The 12155-nt window shown below is 61.8% G+C and carries 12 protein-coding genes; 9 read left to right on the top strand and 3 right to left on the bottom strand.

From position 1 onward, the window contains the following. Positions 1-12: 12 nt before the first annotated feature. On the bottom strand, positions 13-834 hold the full coding sequence (locus NKI58_RS25800) for an SDR family NAD(P)-dependent oxidoreductase (protein WP_352853892.1): 822 nt from the start codon (positions 832-834) through the stop codon (positions 13-15). Positions 835-1049: 215 nt separating this feature from the next. Between NKI58_RS25800 and NKI58_RS25795 the strand changes: the two genes are divergently transcribed. The 6 genes from NKI58_RS25795 (at position 1050) to NKI58_RS25770 (ending at position 5785) form a co-directional block, all read left to right on the top strand. Continuing rightward, positions 1050-2084, top strand: a complete 1035-nt coding sequence (locus NKI58_RS25795) for a cysteine synthase A (protein ID WP_023675106.1) — start codon at positions 1050-1052, stop codon at positions 2082-2084. Continuing rightward, positions 2084-2827 carry an alanyl-tRNA editing protein gene (locus NKI58_RS25790; RefSeq protein WP_023675105.1) on the top strand — a complete coding sequence of 248 codons (744 nt, stop codon included), beginning with the start codon at positions 2084-2086 and terminating at the stop codon, positions 2825-2827. The genes NKI58_RS25795 and NKI58_RS25790 overlap by 1 nt, the downstream gene beginning before the upstream one ends. Before the next feature lie 35 nt (positions 2828-2862). Beyond that, the gene (sseA, locus tag NKI58_RS25785) at positions 2863-3714 is read left to right on the top strand and encodes a 3-mercaptopyruvate sulfurtransferase (protein WP_352784995.1); all 852 of its coding nucleotides are present in this window, start codon (positions 2863-2865) and stop codon (positions 3712-3714) included. A gap of 5 nt (positions 3715-3719) precedes the next feature. Next, a complete protein-coding gene (locus NKI58_RS25780; RefSeq protein WP_023675103.1) occupies positions 3720-4283 on the top strand; it encodes a GNAT family N-acetyltransferase in 564 nt (187 codons plus the stop codon). A gap of 150 nt (positions 4284-4433) precedes the next feature. Next, the gene (gene dapB / locus NKI58_RS25775; RefSeq protein WP_023675102.1) at positions 4434-5240 is read left to right on the top strand and encodes a 4-hydroxy-tetrahydrodipicolinate reductase; all 807 of its coding nucleotides are present in this window, start codon (positions 4434-4436) and stop codon (positions 5238-5240) included. Between the two features lie 77 nt (positions 5241-5317). Then, the gene (locus tag NKI58_RS25770; protein WP_023675101.1) at positions 5318-5785 is read left to right on the top strand and encodes a DUF1203 domain-containing protein; all 468 of its coding nucleotides are present in this window, start codon (positions 5318-5320) and stop codon (positions 5783-5785) included. Positions 5786-6033: 248 nt separating this feature from the next. On the opposite strand, the gene ald is transcribed toward NKI58_RS25770, so the two are convergent. Further along, positions 6034-7149, bottom strand: a complete 1116-nt coding sequence (gene ald, locus NKI58_RS25765; protein WP_023675100.1) for an alanine dehydrogenase — start codon at positions 7147-7149, stop codon at positions 6034-6036. Positions 7150-7306: 157 nt separating this feature from the next. Between ald and NKI58_RS25760 the strand changes: the two genes are divergently transcribed. Further along, positions 7307-7780: an Lrp/AsnC family transcriptional regulator gene (locus tag NKI58_RS25760; RefSeq protein WP_023675099.1), complete on the top strand. Its 474-nt coding sequence runs from the start codon at positions 7307-7309 to the stop codon at positions 7778-7780. Between the two features lie 13 nt (positions 7781-7793). On the opposite strand, the gene NKI58_RS25755 is transcribed toward NKI58_RS25760, so the two are convergent. Then, on the bottom strand, positions 7794-8450 hold the full coding sequence (locus NKI58_RS25755) for a 5-formyltetrahydrofolate cyclo-ligase (RefSeq protein ID WP_352785005.1): 657 nt from the start codon (positions 8448-8450) through the stop codon (positions 7794-7796). A gap of 180 nt (positions 8451-8630) precedes the next feature. Here NKI58_RS25755 and NKI58_RS25750 point away from each other — a divergent pair, with 180 nt between their 5' ends. Continuing rightward, a complete protein-coding gene (locus tag NKI58_RS25750) occupies positions 8631-9896 on the top strand; it encodes an NAD(P)/FAD-dependent oxidoreductase (RefSeq protein ID WP_352785008.1) in 1266 nt (421 codons plus the stop codon). 130 nt (positions 9897-10026) lie between these two features. Next, positions 10027-12006 carry a bifunctional 2',3'-cyclic-nucleotide 2'-phosphodiesterase/3'-nucleotidase gene (locus tag NKI58_RS25745; RefSeq protein ID WP_352825456.1) on the top strand — a complete coding sequence of 660 codons (1980 nt, stop codon included), beginning with the start codon at positions 10027-10029 and terminating at the stop codon, positions 12004-12006. The last annotated feature ends 149 nt before the right edge of the window (positions 12007-12155 follow it).

Here is a 12155-nt window from a genome sequence, read left to right as displayed (position 1 = left end):
CCATCACCGATCCTACTCGACTGGCGGCTTGCGGTCGAAATTCAGCGGCCGCGCATTCCAGCGGGTGACCGTGCTGATCACCCATCGGCAGAACGGCCTCGGCAGCATCCTGAGCAGCTTCAGCGTCCAACTCAGGTGGCGTGGGAAAGTGACTTCGAAGCCGCCGTATTCGATGCCTTGCGCGATGCGGCGCGAGGCCAGATTGACCGGCATCAAGCCCGGCATCGGCAGGAAGTTCTTTTCGGTCAGCCGCGTGTCGACAAAGCCCGGATTAATCACCTGGATGCGGACGTTCATCTTGTCGAAATCGTATTTCAGCGACTCGGCCAGGATATTGACCGCCGCCTTGGTGCCGCCATAGGCGGCGGTGGTGGGCCAGCCGAAATAGGCGGTAACCGAACCGATCAGCACGACATGGCCGCGCGAGCGCACGCGCATGCGCTCGATGACTGGCAGCAGGCCGTTGATGATGCCGAAATAATTGACTTCGAAAGACCGACGGAAATTGCGCGCCACAAGATCCTCGCCCGGCGTTGCGATATAGCTTCCAGCGTTGAACACTGCCAACACGATCGGACCGAGATCTTTCTCGATCGCTGCAACCGTCTTCGCCATGCGTTTTTCGTCGGTCACGTCGCAAGGATAGGCTGCGACACGGCCCGCCATCTGCGCCGTTTCGACGATGAGCGTATCGATCGGATGGTCATCTGGCGCAGTCACCGCGACGACATAGCCCCGAGCGGCAAGATCCTTGGCCAGCGAACGGCCGATACCGCTGCTGCCGCCCGTAATCCAGGCGACGCCATGCTTCGGATTGGCCCGATAGAGTGTCATGTTGCGCCCCGCCGGCTCTTCTTAGCCTGTGCTCTACCGGTGAAGAAATCGAATGAAAAGAGTGCTTTTCGGTACATGGTTGAAATGAATACCGGTCGGGCGCTCCTGGCTGCAGGAATTGCAGTGTGCGAAATGCGACTGGACCAGGCAAATTCTTGCCTTGAAACCGAAGCTTCGGGTTTCTAGGGTTTCGCCGCACCCACAAAGGAATCTCCATGCCCCGTTCTGTGATCGACGTGATCGGCAACACGCCCCTGATCCGCCTCAACAAGGCCTCGGAAGCAACCGGCTGCGAGATCCTGGGCAAGGCCGAATTCATGAATCCCGGGCAGTCGGTAAAGGACCGCGCCGGCCTGTTTATCATCCGCGATGCGGAGCAGCGCGGGCTGCTGCGGCCCGGCGGCGTCATCGTCGAGGGGACGGCCGGAAATACCGGCATCGGATTGACACTGGTTGCCAAGGCGCTCGGCTACCGCACGGTGATCGTCATTCCCGACACCCAGAGCCAGGAGAAGAAGGATACAATCAAACTGCTCGGCGCCGAGCTGATCGAAGTGCCCGCCGTGCCTTACAAGAACCCGAACAACTACGTGAAGCTGTCGGGCCGGCTGGCCGAGCAGATGGCGAAGAGTGAGCCGAACGGCGCGATCTGGGCCAACCAGTTCGACAATGTCGCCAACCGTGACGGCCATATCCGCACCACGGCCGAAGAAATCTGGAACCAGACCGACGGCAAGGTGGATGGTTTCGTGTCGGCGGTCGGTTCCGGCGGCACTCTGGCAGGCGTCGGTTTCGGGCTGAAGGCCAAAAACAACCAGGTCAAGATCGCGCTGGCCGATCCGCTGGGGGCAGCGCTCTATTCCTTCTACACCAGCGGCGAGCTGAAATCCGAGGGCAGTTCGATCACCGAAGGCATCGGGCAGGGGCGGATCACCGCCAACCTCCAAGGCTTTACACCCGATTTTGCCTTCCAGATCCCCGACGAGGACGCGCTGCCGATCGTATTCGACCTGATCCAGGAGGAGGGGCTTTGCGTTGGCGGTTCGACGGGCATCAACATTGCCGGCGCCATTCGCCTGGCGCGCGAGCTAGGCCCCGGCCACACCATCGTGACCATGCTTTGCGACTACGGCACGCGCTACCAGTCGAAGCTGTTCAATCCTGAATTCCTGCGCGAAAAGAAGCTGCCGGTGCCGGGATGGATGGAGCAACAGAGCACGATTTCGGTACCGTTCGAAAGGGTTGCGTGATGGCGCACAAGACCGAAGCGCTGTTTCGTGACGACGCCTATCTGGGGACGGCCGACGCCACCGTCGTCGCAGTCAATGATCGCGGCGGCATCATTCTGGACCGGACGGTGTTTTACGCCACATCGGGCGGGCAGCCGGGCGACACCGGCAGCCTCGAACGCGCCGACGGCACCGGTATAGCGATTGCCGCTACGATCACCGGCGAAACCAAGGACGAGATCATCCATGTGCCGGCGCCGGAGCAGGCAGTTCCAAAGGTGGGCGAGCGCATGAGGCTCGCCATCGACTGGCCGCGGCGGCAGTTGCTGATGCGCATGCATTCTGCCTGCCACCTGCTTACCGTCGTCTGTCCGTTCCCGATCACCGGCGCCGCGGTTTCCGAGGACGACAGCCGTATCGATTTCGACATCCCGGACGCCGGCTTTACCAAGGAAGACGTGACAGCCAGACTGATGGAGCTGGTGCGAGCCGACCACCCGATCTTCACCCGGCTCATTTCCGACGAGGAACTGGCATCCAATCCGGGCTTGGTGAAATCCAAGAATGTGCGGCCCCCGGCCGGCACGGGAAGGATCCGATTGGTCTGCATCGGCGAGAACGCTTCGATCGACAGCCAGCCTTGCGGCGGCACCCATGTAAAGAGCACCAGCGAAATCGGCGAGATCCATATCGGCAAGATCGAGAAGAAGGGCCGCGAGAACCGGCGCTTCCGCATTCGCTTTGGTCCTATGCCGCCAGCCTGATATAGGACTGCGACGGGCGGGACAGGAGAGAAAAGATGGCCGACGACAGTCCTTTCACCATCGATGCCGATTGGTTACAGAAGCGGCTCGGCGAACCCGGCCTGACGATTGTCGACGCGTCCTGGTACCTGCCGGCGCAAAAGCGTGACGCGCGCGCCGAGTACGACGTAGCGCATATTCCAGGCGCCCGCTTCCTCGACCAGGATGCGGTTTCGGACCCCGACGCGGCTCTGCCGCACACGCTGCCGTCGCCGCAGCATTTCGCGCAATATGTCGGCGCGATGGGTATTTCGGCCGATGACACGATTGTTGTCTATGACGGGCCAGGGTTCTTTTCTGCACCGCGCGCCTGGTGGTTGTTTCGCGTCATGGGCGTGTTCCAGGTCTATATACTCGACGGCGGCTTCGATCGTTGGAAAGCCGCCGGACGGCCGGTGACGGCGGAGCCGACGAAGATCGCGCCTTGCGTGTTTTATGCCAACTTCGATGCCGCCCGCGTCGCCAGCCTTGCCGACATGCGCCGGATCGTCGAGACGGGGGAGAGCCAGATCGCCGACGCGCGCTCGCCTGGCCGTTTTGCCGGCACCGAGCCGGAGCCGCGCCCCGGCATCCGCTCCGGCCATATGCCGGGCGCGCGCAACGTGCCGTTTTCGGCGCTTTCGGAAAACGGCGAATTGTTGCCGAAGGACAGGCTGCGCAAAGTGATCGAAGGAGCCGGCATCGACCTGTCGAAGCCGGTCGTCACCTCCTGCGGGTCGGGCGTCACCGCGGCAGCCGTCACGCTAGCTTTGGAGACGCTTGGCCATGCCGACAACAGGCTTTATGACGGTTCATGGACCGAATGGGGCGGGCTTTCCGACACGCCTGTCGTGACGGGCAAGGACTGACGGTGATGGAAGACGGATCGCTGGAAGACATCGATGTCACCGTGACGTTTCTCGAAATGCATGTGCCGCCTGCCTATTCGCCGCCGCTGCCGTACAACCGCCAGATCGCGCTGCTCAAGACCAAAGACATTCCCCTGCATTTCTACCGCTATTTGATGGATCGGGTCGGCCGCAAATGGCACTGGGTCAATGTGTTGAGGCTGAGCGACGAGGAGCTTGCGGCGGGCATCCACCGCGAGGACCGCGACATCAGGGTGCTTTATCTGGATGGTGCGCCGGCGGGCTTCTTCGACCTCAAGCCGCATTTGCCGGAGGAAGTGGAACTCGCTTATTTCGGAATGATGGAGCACGCGACCGGGCAAGGCATCGGCCGCTGGTTCCTCGGTGCGGCAATCGCCGCGGCATGGTCGCACGGGCCAAGGCGGATAACCGTGCAGACCTGCACCCTCGATCACCCAGCAGCACTGCCGCTCTATCAAAAACTCGGCTTTACGCCAGTGGCGCAAAAAAAGGAGGTCGTACATCCGATGTCTTTTGCCGAGCGCGCGGCCAGCGTCATGCGGCCCTGATTTTCAGGCCCGTTCATCCGAGCTTCAGCTTGTCTTTGCAACGTCCCAGAGTCTCTGGATCAACACTCAAAGGTGAGCCCGACTTGAATGAGCTTGGCTCTTTCCATATCGCTATCGTCTAAAAACCGATGGGTGATGGAGGATCGCACGATGGCAATACGCGTGGTAATGGCCGGCGCGACCGGCTGGGTCGGCAAAGCGCTGGTTCCGGCGATCGGGGCGCAAGGCGACATGGCGCTGGCCGGGGCTGTATCACGCAGCGGCGCGGGGCAGGATTCCGGTCTGCTGGTTGGTATGCCGGCTAATGGTATTGCCGTTTCGGCCTCGCTGGCCGAGGCGCTGGAGGCGCCGTCGGACGTGCTGGTCGACTTCACCAAGCCGCATGTCGTGAAAGACCATGTGCTGCTCGCCATCGACAACGGGCGGCACACGGTGATCGGCACGTCGGGACTGGGAGCTGCCGACTATGCCGAGATCGACGCCGCGGCGCGCGCCAATGGCGTCGGCGTTGTTGCCGCTGGTAACTTTTCCATCACCGCCACGCTGATGAAGCGGTTTGCACTTATGGCGGCAAAATACGTGCCGGACGTCGAGGTCATCGATTATGCTAGTGCAAAGAAGCCCGACGCGCCCTCCGGAACCGCACGAGAGCTTGCTGAAGCGCTGGCCGACATCCGCAAGGCCTCAACGGCAAAGCCGGTCTCCGAGGTCTCCGGCGTGCCGGCCACACGCGGTGGTGCGGTCGGCGCAGGCGAGGGGGTGCAAGTGCACGCGCTTCGCCTGCCGTCCTACATCCTGTCCTGCGAGGCGCTGTTCGGTCTGCCAGACGAGCGGCTGACCATACGCCACGACGCCGGCTCGTCCGCGGCGCCTTACGTGGCGGGCACGCTGCTCGCCATCAGACGGGTACAGCAGATCAAAGGTCTGGTTCGTGGTCTCGAGGCGCTGATGGATTGATCCATTTCGGCAGGAATCGGGTGGGAAGCTCTGCCTTGCGAGCATAATTTCCGGTCGACGACACCGGAGATTTTGCCATGACGCTAAAATTCAAAGCCTTGCCAACCAATGCTGTCCGGGCACTTCAGCGCGGCGGGCCGGATGCTTATGGCTTGAAGCCAGAGCGGCAACTTTCGGATGGCGACGGCGTGCCTTGCCGTCATTGCTTGAAAAATATTGCTGTGGGAGAAGCCTATCTTGTTTTGGCCTATCGGCCTTTTCCGGAGCTGCAGCCTTATGCCGAAACGGGGCCGATCTTTCTGCATGCGAAAGAATGCGAACGCGCCGCCGAGGGGAAAATGCTTCCCGAAATGCTCGAAAGCAGCGATTACATTGTGCGCGGTTATGGCAAGGACGACCGCATCGTTTACGGCAGCGGCGGCGTCATTCCGACCGACGCAATTGCCGCACGGGCAGAGACGTTGTTCGAACGCGACGACATCGCTTACGTCCACATCCGCTCGGCGCGCAACAATTGCTATCAGTGCCGGATCGACCGCGCGTAACCGGACAGGCTGCACCGGCTTGGGGCTGTCGTACTCCCGTCGCATACAAGCGGTAGAAACACACTGTCGATCGATTTGCCGACGGCGGATGAACCGGCGGGAATTTTCGACAACCGAGGAAGCGGGGCTTTGGCTCCGCTTTTTTGTTGTCCGGTTATTCCGCGCGCCCGACACTTTTCAGTTTTTCGACATAAGAAAAAACCCGTCGGACGAATCCGACGGGCACTGGAGAGGCAGATTCGGACAGCTCAGGCGGCGAGAACGGCCTTCGGCTCGACCAGGTCGTAACCGAGCGCTTCGGCCACTGCGCGATTCGTGATCTTGCCCTTGTGGACGTTCAGCCCGTTGCGCAGATGGTGGTCGTCTACCAGCGCCTTGAGGCCCTTGTCGGCGAGCTGCAGGCCATAATGCAGCGTCGCATTATTGAGCGCGTGGGCCGAGGTGACCGGCACCGCACCCGGCATGTTGGCGACGCAATAGTGGATGACGCCATCGACCTCATAGGTCGGCTCGGCATGGGTGGTGGCGTGCGAGGTCTCGAAGCAGCCGCCCTGGTCGATGGCGACGTCGACCAGCACGGCGCCTTTCTTCATGCCCGACAGCATTTCGCGCGTCACCAGCTTGGGCGCTGCTGCCCCCGGGATCAGCACGGCGCCGACGACGATGTCAGCCGAAAAACATTCTTCCTCCAGCGCCTCGACGGTCGAGTAGCGGGTGTGGACGCGGCCGCCAAAGATGTCGTCGAGCTGACGCAGGCGCGGGATCGAGCGGTCAATGATGGTGACGTCGGCGCCAAGGCCGGCGGCCATCCGTGCAGCATGCAGGCCGACGACGCCGCCGCCGAGCACGGTTACCTTGCCGGGGAGCACGCCGGGCACGCCGCCAAGCAGCACGCCGCGGCCGCCATTGGCCTTTTGCAGCGCCGTTGCGCCCGCCTGGATCGACAGGCGGCCGGCAACTTCCGACATCGGTGCTAGCAGCGGCAGACCGCCGCGCTCGTCGGTGACGGTCTCGTAAGCTATTGCGGTCACGCCGGAGGCCAGCAGACCCTTGGTCTGCTCCGGATCCGGAGCAAGATGCAGATAGGTATAGAGGATCTGGCCGTCGCGGAGCTGAACCCATTCGTTGGGCTGCGGCTCCTTGACCTTCACGATCATGTCAGACTTGGCAAAAACGTCGGCGGCCGTTTTGGCAATCGTGGCGCCGGCGGCGCGATACGCGTTGTCATCGGCGCCGATGCCGGCGCCGGCGCCGGTCTCGATCAGCACTTCATGGCCATGCGCGACATATTCACGGACCGAACCCGGTGTCAGGCCGACGCGGTATTCATGGTTCTTGATTTCCCGGGGGCAACCGACGCGCATCTTTTACTCCTGATCCGGCCCTTTTAGGACCTGTTCCCTGTCTAGAGATAGTGAACCACGAATCGTTCGGTAAGTGTTTGCGAATGCGCTTGCCAGAGAGGCCACCGTTCGATAATCGTTGCGCAAAACATTAGAATTCTCGCAGGAACCCGCAAAAATGCCGCTCGACAGGATTGATATCGCCATTCTCGAGACGCTGCAGAAAGACGGGCGGATACCCAACGCAGCGCTCGCCGAGAAGGTTGGCCTGTCGCAGTCGGCCTGTTCGCGGCGGCTGGACAATCTGGAGAAATCCGGAACCATCCGCGGCTATCACGCACGGCTGTCCAACGCTGCACTTGGGCACCAGATGACGGCGATCGTGCATATATCGCTGTCCGGGCAATTCGAGAAGACGTTGTCGGATTTCGAGGCAGCGATAAAGCGCTGCCCGAACGTCCTGTCCTGCCATTTGATGTCGGGCGAATATGACTACATCCTGCGCATCGCGGCAAAGGATCTCGTCGACTACGAACGCATCCACAAGGAGTGGCTGTCGGCAATGCCGCATGTGACGAAGATCAATTCGTCTTTTGCCTTGCGCGAAATCGTCGATCGCACGGCCGTGGGAATGAAACCTGAACTCGCCTAGGCCCCGAACTCGCCTAGGTGTTGACTGCCTCGGTCACCACACGGTCCATCGGAATGTCGTGCGGCTGCGGGTAGATGGTGACGATGCGCTGCAGTTCGTAGCCGACGCCGACGACCAGCGGTTTGAAGGGCATCGCGGCAAGCGTGCGATCGAAGAAGCCGCCGCCATAACCCAGGCGAAACTGCCCGGGATCGATGCCGACGATCGGCGAAATGACGATGTCGGGCAACACCGGATCACCCTCGGCCGGTATCGGGATATTCCAGACGCCCTTCTCCAGCCGGTCTCCGTGGGTATAGGCGCGAAAGACAAGCGGCCGGTCTTTCTCGACAACGACGGGCAACGCCGTGCGCCCGCCCCGCGCGTTAACGGTTTCCATCCACGGGCGCAGGTCCGGCTCGCCGCGAAACGGCCAGTAGAGGCTGACCATGCGGCCGGCGATGTCGCCGATCACCGCGTCGAGCCCTTCGGCAATGCGCTGCGACATGGCTGCGCGCGTGTCGGCCGAAACGGCAAGGCGGGATACGATCAACCGCTCGCGCTCGGCCTTGCGCCAGCGCCTTACGTCGGTCCAGTCGGATAGCGGCGCTTGGAACTCCGGATCAAGCTCGTGCATAAAACAAGGCGGCGAGGCGTACTGCGCTGGGTCTTCATCTTCATTCCTAGCCATGCTTCACCTGCAATATACTGTTCCAACCAAGTCGTATCCGGGACGTAAGCTATATCCGGGAATGAGTCTGCAGCATGCGTATTCACGACATCAAGAGACGAGTCCCAGGCAGTTGCAGCGCGGGCATTGCTGCACTGCACAACGATACTTACATCAGCCTTGGCGAGAGGGATGAGTGAGATGAACATAGCCAACCATCACGTCGTCGTCGTAGGCGCCGGATTCGGCGGCCTCGAATTCACCCGCGCACTTACCGGCGCGCCGGTGCGCATCACCATGATCGATAGGCGCAATCATCACGTCTTTCAGCCGCTGCTCTACCAGGTGGCGACGACGGCGCTGGCAACCTCCGAAGTCGCCTGGCCGATCCGCCATCTCCTGCGCAAACGCAAGGACGTGACGACGCTGCTTGCCACCGTGACTGGCATCGACCGCACCGGCAAGCGCGTGCTGCTGCAGGATGGCGGCACGGTCGCCTACGACACGTTGCTGTTGGCCACCGGTGCGCGGCACGCCTATTTCGGCCATGACGAATGGGAGCCGTTCGCGCCGGGCCTGAAGACACTGGAGGACGCCACCACCATTCGACGGCGTATCCTTTTGGCTTTCGAGCAGGCCGAGCGGGAAACCGATCCCGCCCAGCGCCAGGCATTGCTGACGCTGGCGATCGTCGGCGGCGGGCCGACTGGCGTGGAATTGGCCGGCACCATTGCCGAACTGGCGCACGACACGCTGCGCGGCGAGTTCCGCAACATCGACACGCGGCAGACGCGTGTGGTGCTGATTGAGGCCGGCGACCGCGTTCTTGCCAATTTCGCGCCGGAACTCTCCGATTATGCAATGAAGGCGCTCGAACGGCTCGGCGTGACCGTCGAACTCGGCCGAGCGGTTACGCGCTGCGATGCTGAGGGTGTCGTCTTCGGCGACACACATTTGCCGGCCAGGACAATCCTGTGGGCGGCGGGCGTCGCCGCTTCGCCGGCCGCCGAATGGCTCGGCGCGGCAGCGGACCGCGCGGGCAGGGTGCTTGTCGAGCCCGACCTCACTGTACCGGGAAACCCGGAGATTTTCGTCATCGGTGACGCAGCGCACGTCCTGCGGCCGGATGGCCGGTTGGTGCCGGGCGTCGCGCCCGCAGCCAAGCAGCAGGGACGGCACGTCGCCGCGACGATCCAGGCCAGGCTCGCCGGCGACACAACGGTACGTCCGTTCCGCTACAGGCATGACGGCGATCTGGCGACGATCGGCAAGCGCGCCGCGGCCATCGATTTCGGCTGGATCAAGCTTACCGGCCGGCTTGCCTGGTGGCTATGGGGCTTGGCGCATATCTACTTCCTGATCGGCTTCCGTAACCGGCTTGCGGTTTCCCTGAGCTGGCTATGGATCTACTTCACCGGTCAGCGCAGCGCGCGGTTGATCACCCAAGGCGACGACGACAAGGGCTGATTGTTGCTGCCGGACATTTATCAGCGCGTCACCTCCTCTTGATGGAATCGGCTTCTGGACTCGGCTGGATTTCGGCGCGAAGCTTTGCTTCGGGCAAGACTTGTCACGTCGTGGAAGAAAGAGAAAACGAATGTCCCAATTGCGCCACCTCGTCTCACGCCGCGATTTCCTCGCCGGCGTTGCCGCCAGCGGAGCGCTGATCATGCTGCACCCGTTCTCCGCCCGGGCTCAAGCCAATCAGGCGCATCTGAGGATTATGGAGACGACCGACATCCACGTGAATGTGCTGCCTTACGACTACTACGCCGACAAAGCTAACGACACGATGGGGCTGTCGCGAACGGCATCGTTGATTGAAGCCGTGCGCAAGGAAGCTACCAACGCGATGCTGATCGATAATGGCGACCTTCTGCAAGGCAACCCGATGGGCGACTACATCGCCTACGAGAGGGGGATGAAGGATGGCGATCTGCATCCGGTCATGAAGGGCATGAACCTGCTCGGCTACGAATGCTCGACGCTCGGCAACCACGAGTTCAACTACGGCCTGTCGTTCATGGACAAGGTGCTGGCCGGTGCCAATTTCCCGTTTGTCTGCGCGAATTTGATCCGCGGCACGGAGCCCGCCGCGAACCCGCGCGACGACAAGCTTTATCTCAAGCCTTACGTCATCCTCGACAGGAAGATCAAAGACGGGTCGGGCGCCGAGCAGCCGATCAGGATCGGCATCATCGGCTTCGTGCCGCCGCAGATCATGGTCTGGGACCTGAAAAATCTCGAGGGCAGCGTCAAGACGCGCGACATCGTCGAGGCGGCCAAAGCGTGGGTGCCGCAAATGAAGGAAGAAGGCGCCGACATCGTCATTGCGCTCTCCCATTCCGGCATCGACGTGAAGCAAAGCGACATGATGGAGAATGCCTCCTTCTTCGTTGCCGGTGTCGAAGGTATCGATGCGGTGTTCATCGGCCACCAGCATCTGGTCTTCCCCGGCAAGAAGGACTTTCAGTCGCTGGACGCCGTCGATACGGCGAAAGGCACGTTGCAAGGCAAGCCCGCCGTCATGGCCGGCTTCTGGGGCTCGCACATGGGGCTGATCGATCTTTTGCTGGAGCGCGACGGATCGACGTGGAAAATCGTCTCGGCGACCTCTGAGGCCAGGCCGATCTTTGAGCGGGTCGACAAAACGAACAAGCCGACCGTCGCGGACGACCAGCGCATCATCGACGCGCTCAAACCGGACCACGAGGCGACGCTTGCCTATGTGCGCCGGCCGGTCGGCAAAACCTCGGCGCCGCTCTATTCCTATTTTGCGCTGGTCGCCGACGATCCATCGGTGCAGATCGTCAGCCAGGCGCAGACCTGGTACTTGAAGGACATCCTGAAGAACACAGAGTGGAAGGATATGCCGCTGTTGTCGGCGGCGGCACCGTTCAAGGCCGGCGGGCGCAACGGCGCCGACTATTACACCGACGTGGCGGTGGGCGATATCGCCATAAAGAACGTCGCCGACCTCTACCTCTATCCAAACACGGTGCGCGCCGTCGAAATCACCGGGGCAGAGGTGAAGGAATGGCTGGAAATGTCGGCCGGCATCTTCAACCGGATCGAACCGGGCAAAGCCGACCAGGCGCTCATCAACACCGACTTCCCATCCTATAATTTCGACGTGATCGACGGCGTCACCTACCGGATCGATCTGTCGCAGCCACCGAAATACGATCCGAAGGGCGGGCTGGTGAACGCCGGCTCGAACCGCATCATTGACTTGATGTTCGACGGCAAACCAATTGATCCCATGCGGAAATTCATCGTCGCAACCAACAACTACCGGGCCGGCGGCGGGGGCAATTTCCCGGAGATCAATGCCTCGAAGATCATCTACGAAGCGCCCGACACCAACCGCGACGTGATCGTGCGCTATATCGTCAGCAAAGGCACCATCAACCCGTCGGCGGACGCCAACTGGTCGTTTGCGCCACTACCGGGAACCAGCGTCGTATTCGAGACCGGCGCCAAGGCGAAGGAGTTTATTGCGCAAGTGAAGTCGCTGAAGATCGAGCCGGCGGGCGAGGGCGAAGCGGGCTTTGCAAAATACCGCATCACGCTTTGAGGCAAGGATTTGAGCGTCGGCTCGAAACTGTCTCAGCGTTAAGATACTGTCCCGATACGGCCAATCCGTTTGAGACAGGGGCCTCTTCAAGCAGGTGGTGCGAAACGCCGCTTGACGGCGGCATGACCAGATCCAGCGCGTCCGTCGAA

It is taken from the genome of Mesorhizobium sp. M0522 (assembly GCF_040321085.1).
Classification (GTDB): domain Bacteria; phylum Pseudomonadota; class Alphaproteobacteria; order Rhizobiales; family Rhizobiaceae; genus Mesorhizobium.
This window is presented reverse-complemented; position numbering and strand designations above follow the sequence as displayed.

Bases quoted from the DNA above. Each gene is read 5' to 3' on its own strand.
- NKI58_RS25800 (WP_352853892.1), bottom strand. From the start codon at position 834: ATGACACTCTATCGGGCCAATCCGAAGCATGGCGTCGCCTGGATTACG.
- NKI58_RS25795 (WP_023675106.1), top strand. From the start codon at position 1,050: ATGCCCCGTTCTGTGATCGACGTGATCGGCAACACGCCCCTGATCCGC.
- NKI58_RS25790 (WP_023675105.1), top strand. From the start codon at position 2,084: ATGGCGCACAAGACCGAAGCGCTGTTTCGTGACGACGCCTATCTGGGG.
- sseA (WP_352784995.1), top strand. From the start codon at position 2,863: ATGGCCGACGACAGTCCTTTCACCATCGATGCCGATTGGTTACAGAAG.
- NKI58_RS25780 (WP_023675103.1), top strand. From the start codon at position 3,720: ATGGAAGACGGATCGCTGGAAGACATCGATGTCACCGTGACGTTTCTC.
- dapB (WP_023675102.1), top strand. From the start codon at position 4,434: ATGGCAATACGCGTGGTAATGGCCGGCGCGACCGGCTGGGTCGGCAAA.
- NKI58_RS25770 (WP_023675101.1), top strand. From the start codon at position 5,318: ATGACGCTAAAATTCAAAGCCTTGCCAACCAATGCTGTCCGGGCACTT.
- ald (WP_023675100.1), bottom strand. From the start codon at position 7,149: ATGCGCGTCGGTTGCCCCCGGGAAATCAAGAACCATGAATACCGCGTC.
- NKI58_RS25760 (WP_023675099.1), top strand. From the start codon at position 7,307: ATGCCGCTCGACAGGATTGATATCGCCATTCTCGAGACGCTGCAGAAA.
- NKI58_RS25755 (WP_352785005.1), bottom strand. From the start codon at position 8,450: ATGGCTAGGAATGAAGATGAAGACCCAGCGCAGTACGCCTCGCCGCCT.
- NKI58_RS25750 (WP_352785008.1), top strand. From the start codon at position 8,631: ATGAACATAGCCAACCATCACGTCGTCGTCGTAGGCGCCGGATTCGGC.
- NKI58_RS25745 (WP_352825456.1), top strand. From the start codon at position 10,027: ATGTCCCAATTGCGCCACCTCGTCTCACGCCGCGATTTCCTCGCCGGC.